At 67.9% G+C, this 18,520-nt stretch carries 17 protein-coding genes; 11 read left to right on the top strand and 6 right to left on the bottom strand.

The genetic code is table 11. The annotated features are described in order from the left end of the window. Both ACFE77_RS07140 and ACFE77_RS07145 read left to right on the top strand, forming a co-directional pair. On the top strand, window positions 1-191 hold a 191-nt coding region (locus ACFE77_RS07140), incomplete at its 5' end, for a hypothetical protein (protein WP_375420940.1). 25 nt (window positions 192-216) lie between these two features. Further along, the gene (locus ACFE77_RS07145) at window positions 217-1,206 is read left to right on the top strand and encodes an NADP-dependent oxidoreductase (protein WP_375420941.1); all 990 of its coding nucleotides are present in this window, start codon (window positions 217-219) and stop codon (window positions 1,204-1,206) included. A gap of 119 nt (window positions 1,207-1,325) precedes the next feature. Here the strand turns inward: ACFE77_RS07145 and ACFE77_RS07150 are convergent, their stop codons facing one another. Next, window positions 1,326-2,243, bottom strand: coding sequence for a neutral zinc metallopeptidase (locus ACFE77_RS07150; RefSeq protein WP_375420942.1), 918 nt, complete (start codon window positions 2,241-2,243; stop codon window positions 1,326-1,328). Between the two features lie 112 nt (window positions 2,244-2,355). Between ACFE77_RS07150 and ACFE77_RS07155 the strand changes: the two genes are divergently transcribed. Together ACFE77_RS07155 and ACFE77_RS07160 are read left to right on the top strand one after the other, a co-directional pair. Next, window positions 2,356-3,141: a 3-hydroxybutyrate dehydrogenase gene (locus tag ACFE77_RS07155; RefSeq protein WP_375420943.1), complete on the top strand. Its 786-nt coding sequence runs from the start codon at window positions 2,356-2,358 to the stop codon at window positions 3,139-3,141. Further along, window positions 3,138-3,758: a DUF4893 domain-containing protein gene (locus ACFE77_RS07160; protein ID WP_375420944.1), complete on the top strand. Its 621-nt coding sequence runs from the start codon at window positions 3,138-3,140 to the stop codon at window positions 3,756-3,758. The genes ACFE77_RS07155 and ACFE77_RS07160 overlap by 4 nt, the downstream gene beginning before the upstream one ends. A 10-nt stretch (window positions 3,759-3,768) precedes the next feature. On the opposite strand, the gene ACFE77_RS07165 is transcribed toward ACFE77_RS07160, so the two are convergent. Next, window positions 3,769-4,335: a hypothetical protein gene (locus ACFE77_RS07165; protein WP_375420945.1), complete on the bottom strand. Its 567-nt coding sequence runs from the start codon at window positions 4,333-4,335 to the stop codon at window positions 3,769-3,771. A gap of 388 nt (window positions 4,336-4,723) precedes the next feature. On the opposite strand from ACFE77_RS07165, the gene ACFE77_RS07170 reads away from it, so the two are divergent. Next, a complete protein-coding gene (locus ACFE77_RS07170) occupies window positions 4,724-6,106 on the top strand; it encodes a short-chain fatty acyl-CoA regulator family protein (protein ID WP_375420946.1) in 1,383 nt (460 codons plus the stop codon). Window positions 6,107-6,315: 209 nt separating this feature from the next. On the opposite strand, the gene ACFE77_RS07175 is transcribed toward ACFE77_RS07170, so the two are convergent. From ACFE77_RS07175 to ACFE77_RS07185, 3 genes are read right to left on the bottom strand one after another with little or no spacing between them, the layout of a single operon-like run. Further along, the gene (locus ACFE77_RS07175; RefSeq protein ID WP_375420947.1) at window positions 6,316-7,266 is read right to left on the bottom strand and encodes an aldo/keto reductase; all 951 of its coding nucleotides are present in this window, start codon (window positions 7,264-7,266) and stop codon (window positions 6,316-6,318) included. Next, window positions 7,263-7,466, bottom strand: a complete 204-nt coding sequence (locus ACFE77_RS07180; RefSeq protein WP_375420948.1) for a hypothetical protein — start codon at window positions 7,464-7,466, stop codon at window positions 7,263-7,265. The genes ACFE77_RS07175 and ACFE77_RS07180 overlap by 4 nt, the downstream gene beginning before the upstream one ends. Next, entirely contained in the window at window positions 7,466-7,813 is a 348-nt protein-coding gene (locus ACFE77_RS07185; RefSeq protein ID WP_375420949.1) for a hypothetical protein, read from the bottom strand. Before ACFE77_RS07185 ends, ACFE77_RS07180 begins: the two co-directional genes overlap by 1 nt. Window positions 7,814-7,916: 103 nt before the next feature. On the opposite strand from ACFE77_RS07185, the gene ACFE77_RS07190 reads away from it, so the two are divergent. From ACFE77_RS07190 to ACFE77_RS07210, 5 genes are all read left to right on the top strand, one after another. Beyond that, window positions 7,917-8,888 carry an ArsR/SmtB family transcription factor gene (locus ACFE77_RS07190; RefSeq protein ID WP_375420950.1) on the top strand — a complete coding sequence of 324 codons (972 nt, stop codon included), beginning with the start codon at window positions 7,917-7,919 and terminating at the stop codon, window positions 8,886-8,888. Between the two features lie 2 nt (window positions 8,889-8,890). Next, on the top strand, window positions 8,891-9,826 hold the full coding sequence (gene metF / locus ACFE77_RS07195; RefSeq protein ID WP_375420985.1) for a methylenetetrahydrofolate reductase [NAD(P)H]: 936 nt from the start codon (window positions 8,891-8,893) through the stop codon (window positions 9,824-9,826). 120 nt (window positions 9,827-9,946) lie between these two features. Next, a complete protein-coding gene (locus ACFE77_RS07200) occupies window positions 9,947-10,993 on the top strand; it encodes a homocysteine S-methyltransferase family protein (RefSeq protein ID WP_375420951.1) in 1,047 nt (348 codons plus the stop codon). Between the two features lie 115 nt (window positions 10,994-11,108). After that, a complete protein-coding gene (gene metH, locus ACFE77_RS07205; RefSeq protein WP_375420952.1) occupies window positions 11,109-13,706 on the top strand; it encodes a methionine synthase in 2,598 nt (865 codons plus the stop codon). A 5-nt stretch (window positions 13,707-13,711) separates the two neighbouring features. Then, window positions 13,712-14,641: a right-handed parallel beta-helix repeat-containing protein gene (locus ACFE77_RS07210; RefSeq protein WP_375420986.1), complete on the top strand. Its 930-nt coding sequence runs from the start codon at window positions 13,712-13,714 to the stop codon at window positions 14,639-14,641. Between the two features lie 176 nt (window positions 14,642-14,817). Here the strand turns inward: ACFE77_RS07210 and ACFE77_RS07215 are convergent, their stop codons facing one another. Further along, on the bottom strand, window positions 14,818-16,452 hold the full coding sequence (locus tag ACFE77_RS07215; protein ID WP_375420953.1) for an alkaline phosphatase family protein: 1,635 nt from the start codon (window positions 16,450-16,452) through the stop codon (window positions 14,818-14,820). Between the two features lie 66 nt (window positions 16,453-16,518). Here ACFE77_RS07215 and ACFE77_RS07220 point away from each other — a divergent pair, with 66 nt between their 5' ends. Then, window positions 16,519-18,513, top strand: a complete 1,995-nt coding sequence (locus ACFE77_RS07220; protein WP_375420987.1) for a protein-disulfide reductase DsbD family protein — start codon at window positions 16,519-16,521, stop codon at window positions 18,511-18,513. Window positions 18,514-18,520: the final 7 nt, after the last annotated feature.

Genomic DNA, 18,520 nt, shown 5'->3' on the forward strand with positions numbered 1-18,520 from the left:
CCGCTGGCCTCTGCAGTGCGATTGCAGCGCTCTCCCATCTGAGCTACAGCCCCGCGCCCGTAACCCCGGCCGAGCCGGGTGCGTCGCCATTAGCGAGCCTTTTCGGGCTATGCAACAAGGCTTTGGCGCTGGCGCGCTGTACCCTCTTCGCCTTTTCCATTGCGATGGCTCCGTGGCAGGTCCACCGCTGATGCAAACAGAAAGAGGAGAGTGAGAATGGCACATGCTTGGACGCTGGCGTCGAGGCCGCAGGGCATGGCAGTGGCGGAGAATTTCGCGCTGATCGATCTTGGCGATGCGCCGCTTGGCGAGGGCGAGGTCCGCGTCCGCAACCGGTGGCTGTCGGTCGATCCCTACATGCGCGGCCGGATGAACGACGTGAAGAGCTACACGCCGCCGTTCCAGATCGGCGAGGCGATGCAAGGCGGCGCGATCGGCGAGGTGGTCGAGAGTCGGTCCGACCAGTTCAAGCCCGGCGACATGGTCCAGCACATGGCGGGCTGGCGCGACGAGGCGGTGGTGCCGGCGTCGCAGCTCCAGCCCCTGCCGCAACTCGCGGTCGATCCGCAGGCCTATCTCGGCCAGCTCGGCATGCCGGGCATGACCGCCTTTTTCGGGCTGCTGGAGGTCGCCTCCGCGAAGGAGGGGGACACCGTGTTCGTATCCGCGGCAGCCGGGGCAGTGGGCTCTACGGTGGTGCAGATCGCGAAGGCCAAGGGGATGCGCGTGATCGGGTCAGCAGGAGGCGCGGAGAAATGCGCCTGGGTCGAGTCGCTCGGTGCCGATGCGGTGATCGACTACAAGGCCGATCTGCCCGTGGTGAAGGCGCTGGGCGCCGCCGCCCGGACCGGCATCGACGTGTATTTCGACAATGTCGGCGGCGAGCATCTCGACGCGGCGCTGGCCCATGCCAATGCCGGCGCACGGTTCGCGATCTGCGGGATGATCGACGTCTACAACAGCGGGGCGGCGACCCAGTTGCGCTATCTGGCGCGGCTGATCGGGATGCGCATCCGCATGCAGGGGTTCATCGTCAGCGACTATGCGAGCCGGGCGCCCGAGTTCTACCGCGAAATGGGCGGGTGGCTGCAGGACGGCAAGCTGCGGCGCGAGGAGACGATCGTGGACGGGCTGGAAGCGATGCCCGACGCGTTCCTGGGGCTGTTCACGGGTAGCAACCGTGGGAAGATGCTGGTGCGGGTGTAGGCCGCACCGGCGATCCGTTGTTCCTGTTCTCCTGCGAAAGCAGGAGTCCAGGGCCGCAGGACCGGCGTTCGTGGCCCTGGGCTCCTGCTTTCGCAGGAGCACTGGAGGTTCAAACCTTGTTAGATCGCGCCGGAGAAGGTGTCGCACTGGGCGGGGTCGCCGCTGTCGATGCCGCGCTTGAGCCACTTCATGCGGTCGGCCGAGCTGCCATGCGTGAAGCTGTCGGGAACGACGCGCCCCTGCGACTGCTTCTGCAGGGCATCGTCGCCGATCGCCTGGGCGGCGGTGAGACCTTCCTGAAGGTCGCCGGGCTCCATGCGATCGCGGTTTGCCGCCGCCCAGACGCCCGCATAGCAGTCCGCCTGGAGTTCGAGGCGGACCGAGGCGGCGTTGCCTTCGGTTTCGCTGCCGCGGCGCTGGATCTGCTGGACTTGCTCCGACGTGCCGAGCAGGTTCTGGATGTGGTGGCCGAATTCATGCGCGATCACATAATCCTGCGCGAAATCGCCCTTGGCGCCAAACTTGGTCGCCAGTTCGTCGAAGAAGCTGGTGTCGAGATAGACGCCCTGATCGGTCGGGCAGTAGAAGGGTCCCATCGCCGATTGCGCCGCGCCGCAGCCCGATTGCCCTTGGCCGCCGTAGAAGACCAGCTTGGGTTCCTGGAACTGCTTGCCGCCGCGCTGGAAGATCTGCTCCCAGGTATTTTCCGCCGACTGGAAGGCGTTGCAGGCCGATTTGCTCTGCGGGGTGAGATTGCAACTGGTCGCGACATCGGTGCCCGCGCGCTGGGTCGTCGGCGCCGACACCTGGCTGCCGCCGAACATGCTGCCCAAGTTGCCGAGCCCGCCGAATACCGCGAGCAGGATCAACACGACGACGATACCGCCACAGCCGAAGCGGCTGCCGATCATCGGCAACAGGCCGAGGAGCAGTCCGCCACCGCCGCCGCCACCGCCGAACCCGAAGCCACCACCGCCGCCCTGGCCGCGTTGGTCCTCGACGTTGATGTCGTTCGGGTCGAAATCGTCGAGCCGCATCGGATGCCCCCCTTATCTGTTCGCTTGCGGGGCAAAATGCGCGGCGGCGGCGGGAGTTGCAAGCGACGGCTGCGGCGGGCAGGAGCGGAGCGCGCGCAACAGGAGGATTGCCATGTTTCTCGAGGGTAAGACCGCGATCGTCACCGGCTCCACCTCGGGAATCGGGCTGGCCTATGCGCGTGCGTTCGCAGCCGAGGGCGCGGCGGTCGTGATCAACGGCTTCGGCGAGGCGGATGCGATCGAAGCTATCCGATCCGAGCTCGCGTCGGCGAGCGGGGCGGGCGCGCTGTACGACGCCGCCGACATGACCCGCCCCGGCGAGATCGCGGCGATGGTCGAGCGCGCGGCTGCGGAGTTCGGGTCGGTCGACATCGTCGTCAACAATGCCGGCATCCAGCATGTCGCGCGGATCGAGGAGTTCCCCGCGGACAAGTTCGAAGCGATCATCGACATCAATCTGAAGTCGGCCTGGTACATGATGCGCGCGGCGGTGCCGCACATGAAGGCGCGCGGGTGGGGCCGGATCATCACCACCGCGTCGGCGCATTCGCTGGTCGCGAGCCCCAACAAGAGCGCGTACGTCATGGCCAAGCACGGGGTGGCCGGCCTGACCAAGACGATCGCGCTGGAGACCGCGGCGGCGGGGATCACCGTCAACTGCATCTCGCCAGGTTATGTCTGGACGCCGCTCGTAGAGGCGCAGATCCCGGACACGATGGCGTCGCGCGGGCTCACCCGCGAACAGGTCATTAACGACGTGCTGCTTGCAGCGCAGCCGACCAAGGCTTTCGTGACCCCAGAACAGGTCGCGGCACTGGCGCTGTTTCTGTGTCGTGACGAGGCGGCGTCGATCACCGGCGCCAACCTGTCGGTCGACGGCGGCTGGACCGCGGCGTGATCGGTCGCGGCGCGCCGGTCGCGATCGCATGCGGGCTGCTGGCGACCGCGAGCGGTGCCGTTGCGACCTATGTCGACGCGCCGCGGGAGACGGATTGGCGCAAGGCCGCGACAGCAGCGGATCGGGCCCGATTGCGTCGCTGGCGCGCCGCGTGGATCGAGGCGCTGACGAACGGGAGATCGAAGGGTGCGGGCGCTGCGGTCGCGGCGGATGCTGCATTGTCCGATCCCGACCGGGCGATGAGCGACGCTCGGCTGCCTGTCGGAGGCTATGCATGCCGTATCTACCGACTCGGCATCGTGGCCATGAACGCGTCGCGGACCGCGTCGGAATGGACGCGGTGCACGGTAACCCGCCAAGGTGAAGCGACCGCTTTCCAGATCGAGGGAGCGCAGCGGATCAATGGGTATATCTACGATGCCGGGAACACGCGGGGAGTGTTCCTCGGGGCGATCGGCTTCGGCGACGAACATCGGGTGATGCGCTACGGTCGCGACGCGACGCGAGACATGGCGGGCTTCGTCGAGCGGATCGGGGCGAAGCGCTGGCGGCTGGTGCTGCCCTATCCGCACCTCGGCGGAACGCTCGATCTGGTCGAGATAGTGCCGCGCGACTGACGCGCTCGCGTCAGTTCGGGATCGCGGTGGCGCCGATCTGCACCGGCGCGAGCGGCGGCAGCGTGGCGAGGTAGGCCTTGCCGGGCAGGTCGATCGTGGTGATTGCCGCGCGGTTCGCGGCCGCGACCGCCAGCAGATAGGATCGCGGTCGCTTCATCAGCTTTGGATGATCGAGCCCGGTGAGGCCGATGGTCCGCGCGGCCTCCTTCACGAAGTGAATGCAGTTGCGCTGGTTGAGGTTGTAGCGGCTGTCGCCGGTCTTCGCGTCCCATGCGGCGGCGAGCGCGCGAACCTGTCCATATTCCGCATCGGTCAGGGTCACGGAAAACCGCGCATCGCTGCTCGCGATGTATCCGCGCGCACCGACTTCGAGCTTGCCCGCGACGGTGCCGAGCAGGATCGCTGGGGTGAGGGACCGGGCGGTGAAGCCGTAGCTGGTATCGATCGGCGGGCCGCCGGCATCGGGCGTGCCGCGCAGCGTGAAGAAGGCGTGCGGAAAGGAGTTGCCGAGTTCGTGGCTCCAGAAGGTCATGGTCACCGCCGCGTGCGCCGGCGCTGCGATCAAGAGCCAAGCCATGGCGATCAACAGGCGCATCATGCTCGCGGCGCTCCGAAGAATACAGGCGTACCAGTCACTTGGTGATAATGCCCGTGGCGGTGTCCGGCTGGCAAGCCGGAAGCGACGCACAAATGGAAATACTCGCCGGCGACGAGCGCCGGCGAGTACCTTTCCTCCCCAGGAACGATGGGCGTGGCTACGACGAGTGCGTCGGCCTGTCGGCAATTTACAGCCGGTCGCCATGAAGTGTTGCCCGCTTCCTCTTGTACAATCGATCGATCGGCAATCGAGCTTACCAACCTCGCAGTGTCGCGGCGTGCGTCCGAACGACGCAAGCGCTGTCCGCTTGTAAACTGTTGACAAGGGCTTGCCCGGGCGAGAGATCGGGCCCGAGGGGGAACATCGAATGGCAGACCGCAAGCTACTCGCCGGGCACGCTGTACGGCGTCTCCGACGGCAGGCGGGCCTCACCCAGGCGGCGATGGCGGAGATGCTAGGGATCAGCCCGAGTTATCTCAACCTCGTCGAGCGCAACCAGCGACCCTTGTCCGCGGCGTTGCTGGTCAGGCTGGCGGAAAGCTTCGACTTCGATCCGCGCGCGCTGGCTGCGGCCGAGCCGGGCGGCGGTGCCGATGCGATGCGCCGCCGACTGGCGGATCCGCTGTTCGCGGACCTCGAGATCGACCGCAACGAACTCGGCGACTGGCTGCTCGCGGCGCCGGGGGGCGCGGAGGCGTTCGCGCGCGTGTTCGATCGGCTCGTCACCGGGGGCGCCGCGCCCGCAACGGCCGATCCGGCAAGCGGGGTGCGGCGTGAGATCGAGCGCTGGCGCAACCATTTCGCGGACCTCGACGCTGCCGCGGAGGCGCTGGCGGACGAGCTGCGGCTCGGCTCGGGCGATCTGTACGGCGCGATGGCGGAACGGCTGCGCGTCAAGCACGGCCTGATGATCCGGATCCTGCCGGTCGACGTGATGCCCGACATGCTGCGCCGGCTCGATCTCCATGCCCGGCAGCTGCAATTGAGCGAACTGCTGGACGCGGCGTCGCGGACCTTCGCGGCGGCGTTCCAGCTCGCGCAGATCGAGGCGCGGACCGAGATCGACGCGCTGACCCGCGGTGCCGCGTTCGAGGATCGCGCGCAGGAGCGGCTCCTCAAGCGGCACCTCACCAGCTATTTCGCGGCGGCGGTGATGATGCCCTATGCGCGATTCCTGCGAGCGTGCGAGGCCACCGGCTATGATATCGAGCTGTTGCAACGGCGGTTCGGTGCGGGCTTCGAACATGTCGCGCACCGGCTGACGACGTTGCAGCGCGTCGGTGCACGCGGCGTGCCTTTCTTCATGATCCGCATCGATCGCGCCGGGCAGGCGTCGAAACGCTATGCCGGGGCAAGCGGCGCGGCGCTGATCCAGGCGGAGGGCCGCTGCCCGTTGTGGCGGTTGCACCATGCGTTCGATCGCCCGGGAACATTGGCGGTGCAACTGGTCGAGTTGGAGGACGGCACGCGCTACCTGACGATGGCGCGGACGGTATCGCCGCAGGGGCGCCGGTTCGGCACCGTCGCCGCGGAGTTCGCGATCGGACTCGGGGTGGAGGTGTCGCTGGCGGGAACGCTGGCGGCGGCGGGCGGGGTCGACCTGGCGGGGGCGGCGACGCCGATCGGCCTGGGGTGCCGCGCCTGCTTCCGCACCGAATGCCCGCAGCGTTCGATCGCGCCGGCCGGCCGCGCGCTGACGATCAACGAGCGCGAGCGGCGGATGAGCGCGCTGACCTTTGCGGGGGATTGAGGGGCAATATTCAGAGTGGTGGTGCTCCGGACAGCGGGAGCCTTAAACTTCCTTTCGGCCTTCGTGGGACACCGGCCGTAACGTTCTTCTTCGTTCCCCGGCGGAGGCCGGGGCCCAGGTCGCAGATGCTGGAGGAGAGGGCGTCGATATAACGCTCAACCTCCGCGACTGGGCCCCGGCCTTCGCCGGGGAACAGTGTAGCGTACGCTTCAGGCCCCCGCGTCGGTGAGGCTGTCCAGCTGCTCCTTGGAGAGTTCCAGCGTCATCGCGCCGAGCAATTCTTCGATCTGCTCGACCTTCGTGGCGCTGGCGATCGGGGCGCTGACGCCGGGTTGCGCGATCAGCCAGGCCAGTGCGATCTGCGCGAGCGAGGCACCGGTGTCCGCCGCCACAGCGTCCATTGCGTCGAGCACGGCCTTGCCCTTGCCGCTGAGCAACTCGCTCATGCGGCCACCGCGTACGCTCTTGCCGAGATCGGCGTCGGTCCGATATTTGCCGGTGAGGAAGCCCGAGGCGAGACCGTAATAGGGCAGCACGCCGATATTCTCGGTGATGCAGTAATCCTGCAACTCGCCCTCGAACTTGTGGCGGCTGACCAGATTATATTCGGGCTGGAGCACATGGTAGCGCGGCAGCCCCGCCGCCTTGCCCGCATCGACCGCGGATTTCAGTCGTGCGGCGTGGAAGTTGGAGGCGCCGATCACGCGCACCTTGCCGGCGTCGACAAGCTTGCCGAATGCGCTCAGCACCTCGTCCTGCGTCACCGTCTCGTCGTCCTGGTGCGCGTAGTACAGGTCGATGCGATCGGTCCCGAGCCGCGCGAGCGAGGCTTCGGCGGCTGCGGCGATCCGCGCAGGAGCCAGTTTCTCGCCGCCCTCGCCGGGCAGCATCCCGACCTTGGTCGCGATCAGTATGTCGTCGCGCTTGCCGCTCGCACGCAGCCATTCGCCGATCATCGTCTCCGATTCACCGCCGCGATGGCCGGGCACCCATGCCGAATAGACGTCGGCGGTGTCGATCATCGTGCCTCCGCCCGCTACGAACGCGTCGAGGACCGCGAAGCTCGCCGCCTTGTCCGCGGTCCAGCCGAAGACGTTGCCGCCGAGCACGAGCGGGGCGATCCGGAGGTCGGTCGAACCGAGGCGGCGCTTGTTGATCATGGATTAGTCCGATCGTTGGCGGGCGCGCGCGGCGGGAGCGCGATGCTGTTCGCGTCGAGCATCTCGGCCGCGTCGTTCAGTTGCTGGGCCTGGTCGTCGGCGATCGTACCGGGCTGCGCGTCCGGCGGCGACGAACAGGCGCCGGCCAGCAGCACCATCATCGTCGTGACGCCTGACGCCCGCAGGCCCGGCACCGGCATCACTGCTTCAGCTCGCGGCCAGCCTTTTCGAGGAAGTTGCCGGTCGCATCGACGGCACGATCCGCGCCCTTGTCGATCGCTGCGCCGGCGCGGTCTGCTCCTGCCTCTATCCGATCGCCGGTTCGCTCGGCACCGGCCTCGATCCGCGCGCCGCTGTTGTCCATCGTTGCCTCGGCCGAGCCGAGCGCCGCGTCGCTGGCTGCATCGACGTCCTGAACCGCGTTACGGGTCGTCGCGTTGGCGTCCGCCGCGATCGCGTCGCCTGCCTCGGCCGACTCGTTCTGGGACTTCTGGCTGCACCCGGCGAGGGCAAGGGCGGCAATTGCGGGGATCAGGAAACGCTTCATGGTCACTCTCCAACGGTAGGTTCGCGTCAGGCGCAAGGAACGCCACGCTTATCGTTCGGGTCCGCGTTGACCACATATAAAGATATCTTTATATGTCGTTCCGATGACCCTCGCTCTCGACATCTTCCGCGCTCTTGCCGACGCGACGCGACTGCGCATCTTCTCGCTGCTGCGATCGATGGAGCTGTCGGTCGGAGAACTCGCACAGGTGCTCGGCCAAAGCCAGCCGCGGGTCTCGCGTCATGTGAAGATCCTGTGCGACGCCGGGCTTGCCGAGCGTCGTAAGGAAGGCAGCTGGGTGTTCGTTGCGCTCGGCGAGCAGGCGGCAGTGGCGCCGGTCGCGGCGGCGCTCGACGGGTGGGTCGCTCGCGAGCCCGATCATTGGGCGGTCGCCGACGCGGCTAGGCTCGCCGCGGTGCGCGCGGACCGCGCGTCGAGCGCGGCGGCGTGGTTCGAAGGGCATGCCGATCAGTGGGACGCGATTCGATCGCTCCACGTCGCGGATGATCAGGTCGAGGCGGCGATGGCGCGGGTGCTGGGCGACGCGCCGATCGGGCGGCTCATCGACATCGGCACGGGCACGGGGCGGATGCTCGAACTGTTCGGCGCGCGCGCCGACGCGGCGTTGGGGATCGATCGTTCGTCGGAGATGCTGCGGCTGGCGCGTGCCAAGCTCCACGACCGTGCGAACACCGAATTGCGTCAGGCGGATCTCTACGCGCTGCCGATGGCGGACGGTGCGGCCGACGTCGCGATCCTCCACCATGTGTTGCATTTCGCGCAGCAGCCGGGCGCCGCGATCGCGGAGGCGGCGCGCGTGCTCGGGCCGGGGGGACGGTTGCTGATCGCCGACTTCGCGCCGCACGACCGCGAGGAACTGCGCGCGCGTGACGCCCATAGCCGGCTCGGCTTCGCTGACGACCAGATCGCGACCTGGTTCGGCAATGCCGGGTTGCAGATGGCGCAGATCGAGACGCTCGAAGGCGGCGAACTGACGGTGACATTGTGGCTCGGGCGCAAGGCGGCTTCGGGCATTGGCGAGGGCGCGAGCTTGCGCGAGGTGAAGGCGGCATGACGATGATTTCGGTGAACCAGCTCGAAGAGGCGCGGGTCGCGCTAGAGGCGCCGCTCTATGCCGATGTCGCAGGCGATATCGAGGTGAGCTTCGAATTCTTCCCGCCCAAGACGGAGAAGATGGAAGAGCAATTATGGGACGCGGTGCGGACGCTGGAGCCGCTTGGGCCGAGCTTCGTGTCGGTGACCTATGGCGCGGGCGGCACGACGCGCGAGCGGACCCATGCGACGGTGGCGCGTATCCAACGCGAGACCAGCCTGGCGGCCGCTGCGCACCTGACCTGCGTCGAGGCGACCAAGGCGGAGATCGACCAGGTCGCCGAGGAATATTGGGCGGCGGGCGTGCGTCATATCGTCGCGCTGCGCGGCGATCCGCCCGCGCAGGGCAAGTTCGTCAGCCATCCCGGCGGGTATGAGAATGCGGCGGCATTGGTCGCGGGGCTGAAGCGGTTGCACCCGTTCGAGATCTCGGTGGCGGCTTACCCCGAATGCCATCCCGACTCCCCGGATCCCGCGGCGGACATCGACAATCTGAAAGCGAAGCTGGACGCCGGCGCGACGCGCGCGATCACGCAGTTCTTCCACGAGCCCGAGACGTTCTTCCGCTACCGCGACAAGGCTGCGGCGGCGGGGATCGGCGCCGAGATCGTGCCAGGGATCATGCCGGTCACCAACTTCGCGAGCGTCGTGCGGATGAGCGCGATGTGCGGCACCGACGTGCCCGCCTGGATGGCGCGGCTGTTCGACGGGCTGGAGGATCATCCCGCCGCGCGGCAGCTGGTCGCGGCGACGCTGGCGGCGGAGCTTTCCCGCAAGCTGTATGCGGGCGGGGTGAAGTCGCTGCATTTCTATACGTTGAACCGGGCCGAGCTGGCGTTCGCGATCTGCCACCTGCTCGGCGTGCGGTCGAAGCCGATGAGTGCGGTAGCGGCTGCTTGATTACTCCCCTCCCGCTTGCGGGAGGGGTTAGGGGAGGGCCTGTCCGCGAACACCGCACTTTCTGTGGACACGCCCGCCCCCCGCCCCTCCCGCAGGCGGAGGGCAAGAAGGAACTAGACGATGACCGCACGTGAACGATTGAATGCCGAGGCTGCCAAGCGGGTGCTGATCACCGACGGCGCGTTCGGGACCGAGATCCAGAACTGGAAGCTCGACGAGGCCGCCTATGCGGGGACGCTGGGGCTGACCCACGACCAGAAGGGCAACAACGACATCCTTGCGCTGACGATGCCCGAGGTGCCGGAGACGATCACCCGCGCCTATCTGGATGCCGGGTCGGATATCGTGTCGACCAACACCTTCAGCGCCAACGTGATCAGTCAGGCGGATTACGGCGCAGAGGCGCTGGTGCGCGACATCAACATCGCGTCGGCGCGGATCGCGCGGACGCTGGCCGACGAATATGAGGTGCGCGACGGCCGTCCGCGTTTCGTCGCCGGGGCGATCGGCCCGACCAACAAGACGCTGTCGCTAAGCCCCGACGTCAACGATCCGGGCTATCGCGAGATCGGCTTCGACTATCTGAAGGACGTCTATCGCGAGCAGATCGACGCGCTGGTCGAGGGCGGGGTGGACTTCATCCTGATCGAGACGGTGTTCGACACTTTGAACGCCAAGGCCGGGATCATGGCCGCGATCGAGGCCGCTGATACGCTCGGCCGTGACCTGCCGATCATGTTGTCGATGACTCTGACCGACCTGTCGGGGCGCAACCTGTCGGGGCACACGGTCGAGGCGTTCTGGCACGCGGTGCGGCATGCGCGCCCGGTAACGATCGGGCTGAATTGTTCGTTCGGGGCGGAGCAGCTGCGGCCGCACGTCAAAACGCTGGCCGACCTCTGCGACACGCTGATCATGGTCTATCCCAATGCCGGGCTGCCCAACGAGCTCGGCGAATATGACGAGATGCCGGATACCACCGCGGGGCTGGTCGGCGAATGGGCCGATGCGGGGCAGGTCAACGTGCTCGGCGGGTGTTGCGGATCGACCCCGGCGCATATCCGGGCGATGTCGGACCGGGTGCGCGGGGTAGAGCCGCGGCAGGTGTCGAAGCCGCCGGTGGTGACGCGGCTCGCCGGGCTGGAGCCGTTCACGATGGCGGCCTGATTCCCCTCCCGCTTGCGGGAGGGGTTAGGGGAGGGCCTGTCTTCCCAAGCTCCGTTTCGCGACATGCCCTCCCCTGACCCCTCCCGCGAGCGGGAGGGGGGAAGAAGTAGAACCTATGACCAATTCCTCCGCCCAGTTCGTCAACATCGGCGAGCGCACCAACGTCACCGGATCGGCGGCGTTCAAGAAGCTGATCATGGCCGGGGACTATCCCAAGGCGGTCGAGGTCGCGCGCCAGCAAGTCGAGAACGGCGCACAGGTGGTCGACGTCAACATGGACGAGGGTCTGCTCGACGCCGAGTTCGCGATGACCACCTTCCTGAAGCTGATCGCGGCGGAGCCCGACATCGCGCGGGTGCCGTTCATGATCGACAGCTCCAAATGGAGCGTGATCGAGGCCGGGCTGAAATGCGTCAGCGGCAAGCCGATCGTCAATTCGATCAGCATGAAGGAGGGCGAGGAACAGTTCCTGGCGCAGGCGCGCAAGTGCATGGCGTACGGCGCCGCGGTCGTGGTGATGGCCTTCGATACGGTAGGGCAGGCGGACACCCAGGCGCGCAAGGTCGAGATCTGCGCGCGCGCTTACGACCTGCTGGTCGGAATCGGCTTTCCGCCCGAAGACATCATCTTCGATCCCAACATCTTCGCCGTCGCGACGGGGATCGAGGAGCACAACAACTACGCGGTCGATTTCATCGAGGCGTGCAAGGAGATCAAGGTCCGCTGCCCGCATTGCCATATCTCGGGCGGGCTATCGAACCTCAGCTTCTCGTTCCGCGGCAACGAGCCCGTACGCCGGGCGATGCACTCGGTGTTCCTCTATCATGCGATCCCCGCGGGGCTCGACATGGCGATCGTCAATGCCGGGCAGCTCGACGTGTACGACACGATCGATCCGGCATTGCGGACCGCGTGCGAGGACGTCGTGCTCAACCGCGATCCGGAGGCCGGGGACCGGCTGGTGGCGCTCGCCGAGAGCTATCGGGGCACCGATGCGGTCGCCGAGAAGCAGGCGGCGGAGTGGCGCGGCTTGCCGGTCACCAAGCGGCTCGAATACGCGCTGGTAAAAGGCATCGATGCGCATGTCGTCGACGACACCGAGGAGTGCCGCCAGCAAATAGCCGACAGGGGGGGGCGCCCGATCGAGGTGATCGAGGGGCCGTTGATGGACGGCATGAACGTCGTTGGCGACCTGTTCGGATCGGGCAAGATGTTCCTGCCGCAGGTGGTGAAGTCCGCGCGCGTGATGAAGAAGGCGGTGGCGCACCTGCTGCCGTTCATCGAGGCCGCGAAGGAGCCCGGCGCCAAGGGCAAGGGCAAGATCGTGATGGCGACCGTAAAGGGCGACGTCCACGACATCGGCAAGAACATCGTCGGCGTCGTGCTCCAGTGCAACGGCTTCGATGTGGTCGATCTGGGCGTGATGGTGCCCTGGTCGAAGATCCTGGCGGCGGCGAACGAGAACGACGCCGACATGATCGGGCTATCGGGGCTGATCACGCCGTCGCTCGACGAGATGGTGACGGTCGCGGAGGAGATGAAGCGCGCGCGGATGACGATGCCGCTGCTGATCGGCGGCGCGACGACATCGAAGGTGCATACCGCGCTCAGGATCTCGCCGGCTTATGACGGGCCGGTCGTCCACGTCCTCGACGCCAGCCGCGCGGTCGGCGTCGCCACGACACTGGTCAGCGACACCGGGCGCGACAGCTATGTCGCGGGCGTTGCCGCGGATTACGAGGCGGTCCGCGAGGCACGCGCGAACAAGGGCCAGAACGACCTGCTGCCGCTCGCCGAAGCGCGCGCGCGGCAGTTCCCGACCGACCTGGCGTTGAAGGCGGCGCCGGCCGCGAAGCCGGGTCTGCACGTGTTCGACGATTGGGACCTGGCCGACCTGCGGCAATATATCGACTGGACGCCGTTCTTCCGCGCGTGGGAATTGGCGGGCACCTATCCCGCCATCCTCGACGACCGTATCGTGGGCGAGAGCGCGCGTGGGCTGCATGTCGACGCGCAGGAGATGCTCGATCGGATCATTGCCGAAAAGTGGCTGACCGCGCGCGGCGTCGCCGGCCTATGGGCCTGCCGGCGCGAGGGCGACGACGTCGTGCTCGATGACGGCACGCGGCTGCCGTTCCTGCGCCAGCAGATCGCCAAGCGCGAGGGACGGGCGAACATGTGCCTGGCCGACTTCGTCGATCCGGCGGGCGACTGGATCGGCGGCTTCGCGGTCGGCATCCACGGCATCGACGAGCATATTGCGCGCTTCAAGGCCGGGCATGACGACTATAACGACATCCTGCTGAAGGCTTTGGCCGATCGACTGGCCGAAGCGTTCGCCGAGGCGCTTCACTTGCGGGTGCGGACTGATCTGTGGGGCTATGCGGCGGGCGAACAGCTGACCAACGAGGCGCTGATCCGCGAGCAATATCGCGGCATCCGCCCGGCACCGGGCTATCCCGCCTGTCCCGAGCATTCGCTGAAGACTACCTTGTTCGAGCTGTTGGGCGCGACCGAGAAGACCGGGATCACGCTGACCGAGAGTTTCGCGATGCTGCCGACATCGGCGGTGTCGGGCTTCTATTTCGGCCATGCGCAGTCGGAATATTTCGGGGTGGCGCGGATCGGACCGGACCAGGTCGCCGATTACGCCGCGCGTCGCGGCATCGAGGTCCAGCAGGCGGAACGCTGGCTGCGGCCGAACCTCGACTGATGGCGATCGCCCGCTATTGGCCGCTGCTGCTGGCGCTGGGCTCGACTGGAGCCGACGCGATCGGCGCCAGGTCGTTCACCGTGGTGGAGACCGGCAAGCGCTATGCCGATCTGCAATCCGCGGTGTCGTCGGTGCGGATGGGCACCGCCACGATCCTGATCACGCCGGGAGTGTATCGCCAGTGCGCGGTGCAGGCGGGCGGGCGCATCACCTACAAGGCGGTGACGCCGGGCAGCGTGATCTTCGAACGCATGGTGTGCGAGGACAAGGCGGCGCTGGTGCTGCGCGGGGCTGCGGCGACGGTCGATGGGCTGGTATTCCGCGGCTACCGCGTGCGCGACGGCAATGGCGCGGGCATCCGGTCCGAGACCGGTGACCTCACCGTGGTGCGATCAAGCTTCCTCGATAGCCAGGAGGGGATCGCCGGCGGTCAGCCCGCGGCGCAGCGGATCGTGATCGACCAGTCGAATTTCGCCGGGCTGGGGCAGTGCGACGAGGCGCCGAACTGCTCGCATTCGATCTACCTCGGCAATCGCGGGCAGGTGACGGTTACCCGATCGCGCTTCGCGCGCGGGACCGGGGGGCATTACATCAAGCTGCGATCGCCCAACGTGACGATCACCGACAACAGCTTCGACGATCGCGCGGGCGCCAAGACCAACTACATGATCGACTTGCCGGAAGGCGCGACCGGCGCGATCGCGCGCAACATGTTCGTTCAAGGCCCGCGCAAGGAGAATGGCTCGGCGATGGTCGTGGTCGGGGCGGAGGCGAAGACCTACCGGTCGGCAGGCTTGCGGATCGAGGGCAACGAGGCGGTGCTCGCGGCCGGGGCGACGTCGCGGCCGGCGTTCGTGGTCGATTTCAGCCACGAGCGGCTGGCGATCGGGCGCAATCGATTGGGCGCTGGGGTGCGCGGGTTCGAGTTGCGGTGATGCTGGTGTAGGACAAGAGTCGCGACTTGCTCTTCCCCGGCGAAGGCCGGGGCCCAGGTGGGCGAAGTCCTGCAACGTGTCCCTGACTTCGGCCGCTTGACCATCGCAACTGGGCCCCGGCCTTCGCCGGGGAACAGTCAACGTGACCAGAGCCTGCTTCTTCGATCGCCACGCCTTCAGCCCGGACAGGTGCTCGCCGCACCTGGATCGAGATCGAGGCAGCGCCCGTCCAGTCCGCGTACCGGTAGGCCGATCGTCGCCGCCAGCGTCGGCGCGATGTCGACCGTCTCGACCGACAGCGGCTGTTCGAACGGTGTCATGCCTTTGCGCCAGAACATCAGCGGCACGCGGCGGTCGTAATCCCACGGGCTGCCATGCGTTTCGACATAGCCGGGTGCGGGAGTCTCGATCGTGGTGATCCGCGGCTTCAGCAGGACCAGCAGGTCGCCCGATCGATCGGGATCGTAGGATGCGCGGGCGCGCTCCAGCAGCGTCCAGGTCTCGGGCGGGGTGTTCGGAATCGCGGTCGCCGCGATCTGCGCGCGGGTGAGGGCGGCCGCGACTTGGGGCATCGCGGCGTAGATCCGCTGCGCTTCGGCCAGCACCTTGGCGCGGGTCGGGGCGGGCAGCGCGTCGGCGACATAGACGTCGCCCTCGGCGCCCAGCAGCGGCGCGCCGGGGAGCTTCAGCTTGGCGGCGATTAGCGCGCCGACAGCCTTGATCTGCGCGGTCGGGGCGACATGCGCCTCCATCGGCATCGCGCGCTGTTGCTGGCGTTCGGTCATGTCGTGCGCGCCGTGATCCGCGGTCAGCATCACCTCAAAGTCGATGCCCCAGCCGTCCAGCGTCGCGAAGAACGAACCCAGCGCCTGATCGAGCTGGTCCATCTGGATGCACATCTCGGTACCCTGGGTGCCGGTCGCATGCCCGATGTAATCGGTCGCCGAGGCGCCGATCGCGATCAGGTCGGTCTGCGTGCCCTGGCCGAGCTTCATGTCCTGGATCAGCCCCGCGGCGATCGACAGCACCGCCGCGTCGCTCGCGGGGGAGGCGCGGAACGCCTTCAGATCGCCCGCCGCACGTTCGAACCGGCCCTGGCCGAGCGTCTGCGTGCCGACCTGCACTGGCCGATCGAGCGGCTTGCACCAGGCGGGAAGCGGCAGCGCCACCTGCGGGCGCGCGACCAGCGCCGCGACCACCGCCTTGCCGCGGGTCACCGCGCGCGGCTCGGCGCGTCCGGCATAGGAGACATAGGTCTTGCCGTCCCACCACCAAAGCTCGTCGACCTTGTGCCCACCCATCATCACCGCGGCCCGGTCCTTGCCGGCGACCGACACTACGCGCGCCGCGGGGTTCGCGGCCTTCATCATTTCACCGAGCGTCGGCACCTTCAGATGCTTGTCCGACACGGTGTAGCTGTCGTGGGTGCTGCCGACGACGTTCTCGTCCTCGGAGCAATAGACGATCTTGTCGCTGCGGCCGACGCGCTGGTCGATCCAGTTGTTGGCGACGATGCCGGTATGCGCCGGGCGCATGCCGGTTAGGATGGTCGAGTGACCCGGGCAGGTCTCGGTCGCGGCATGGCCCTGATAGGCCGAAGGGAAGACGCCGCCCGACAGCAACCGCGCGAAGCCGCCGGTGAAGCGGTTGCGATATTGCTGGAAGAGATCGGCCGACAGCTGATCCACGGAGATCGCGACGATCAGCTTCGGCGGCGTCGCGGGGGCCGGCGCCGCGGGCGCGGGCGCCGCGGTCTGCGCGAGGGCAGGAGCGGCGGCTGCGAGAAGCAGGGCGGCGGCGAGCGACTTCATTGGGGTATCCCCTGATGCATTGCGGCGAGGCAGTCGCTATGGCTCCCGTCGATGACCATCGCAAGAATGCGCGTGCTGCTGTGCGCGGTAATCACGCTGCTGCTCGCATCGGCCACGCCGGTGTGGGCGCAGGCGGCGCCCGCGCGTCATCTCGCGATGCGGCTGGTTGCGGAGAGCGAGGCACCGAGAAGCGGCGCGCCGGTCGCGCTCGCGATCGAGACGATCCCTGAAACGGGCTGGCACGGCTATTGGCGCAACCCCGGCGATGCAGGGTTTCCGGCAACGCTGACATGGACGCTTCCCAAGGGCGCGAGCGTTGGCGCGGTGGAATGGCCGGTGCCGACGACGCTGCTGATCGCCGGGCTGATGAACTATGTCTACGAGCGGCCCTACGCGCCGCTGGTGACGTTGCGGGTGCCCGCGGGTCTTGCCGTCGGGACCAAGCTGCCCGTGTCGGTGGCGATCAGCTATCTCGTTTGCACCGACAAGATCTGCGTACCCGAACAGCAGACCCTGACGATCGCGCTCACCGTCGGCGACGGCGCGGCGGGAAACGCGGCGTCGTTCGACCGGTGGCGACGGGCGATCCCCAAGCCGCTCGATGCGGTCGCTCGGTATGCGGCTAGGGACGGCAATGTGACGCTGGCGGTGCCCTATCCGGCGGGCGCGGGCGCAGAGCAGGCCTATTTCTTCCCGGTGACGACCGGCGCGATCGACTATGCCGCTGCGCAGACCGTGACCCGGACCGGCGACACGCTGACGGTCGTCACGAAGGGCAAGCCGTCCGGCGTGATCGAGGGCGTGTTGCGGATCGGCGCCGACCAGGGCCTGGCGATCCGCGCGGAGCCCGGCGCCGTCGCGGCGGCTGAGCCCGCGTCGGGCGCCGCCGGGGCGACGATGCTGGCATTCCTGGGCGCGTTGCTCGGCGGCCTGATCCTGAACGTGATGCCGTGCGTGTTCCCGATCCTCAGCCTGAAGGCGCTGAGCCTGGCGCGCAGCGGCGGCAGCGAGCGCGAGGCGCGGCGCGAGGCGCTGGCCTATACCGCGGGCGTGGTGCTGGTGTGTTTGGCGCTCGGGGCGATCATCCTCGGGTTGCGTGCGGGTGGATCGACCGTGGGCTGGGCGTTCCAGCTACAGGATCCGCGCGCGATCGTCGTGTTGCTGCTGTTGTCGGTGGCAATCGCGCTGAACCTGGCCGGGTTGTTTGAAGTGCCGATGCCGCGCTTCGCCGATGCCGGTGGCGCGGGCGGCGCGTTCGCTACCGGCGCGCTGGCGGCGTTCGTCGCGACGCCGTGCACCGGGCCGTTCATGGGTGCCGCGCTCGGGGCGGCGCTGGTGCTGCCGTGGTTCGCGGCGCTCGCGATCTTCGCGGGGCTGGGACTTGGACTCGCCTTGCCGTTCCTGCTGATTGGGTTCGTGCCCGCGCTCAGGCGTCGGCTCCCGAAGCCGGGCCTGTGGATGGAGACGTTCCGTCACGCGCTCAGCATCCCGATGTGGCTGACCGCGCTCGCGCTCGCCTGGGTGCTGGGCCGGCAGGCGGGGATCGACGGGATGACTCAGGGGCTGCTCGCTGCGCTGCTGCTTGGCTTGCTGCTATGGGCGGCGGGGCGGCGCCAGCGAAGGGGGCTGGCGATTGGTGTGGTGCTCGGTGCGCTAATCCTTGCGCTGTTCGTTGTCGGCGCGGTGACGATGCGCCGCGCGACACCTGCGGCGCAGGTCGCCGAGGCCGGCGCGGAGCCGTTCGGCGAACAGCGGCTCGCGGCGTTGCGGGCGAAAGGAACCCCTGTCTTCGTCTATTTTACCGCGGACTGGTGCCTGACCTGCAAGGTCAACGAGAAGGCGGCGATCGAGACGCAGGGCGTCCGTGACGCGTTTATGCGCAACAAGGTCGCGGTGCTGATGGGCGACTGGACCGATGGAGACGCCGCGATGGGCCGCTTCATCCAGGCGCATAATCGTGCTGGCGTGCCGCTCTACCTCTACTACGCGCCCGGCGCGCCGCAGCCGAGCGTGCTGCCCCAGATCCTCACCCCCGGCATGCTCGAGAAGCTCGGCACCTGAAGCTGGA

It is taken from the genome of uncultured Sphingomonas sp., assembly GCF_964243315.1.
In the GTDB taxonomy this organism is placed as follows: Bacteria; Pseudomonadota; Alphaproteobacteria; order Sphingomonadales; family Sphingomonadaceae; genus Sphingomonas.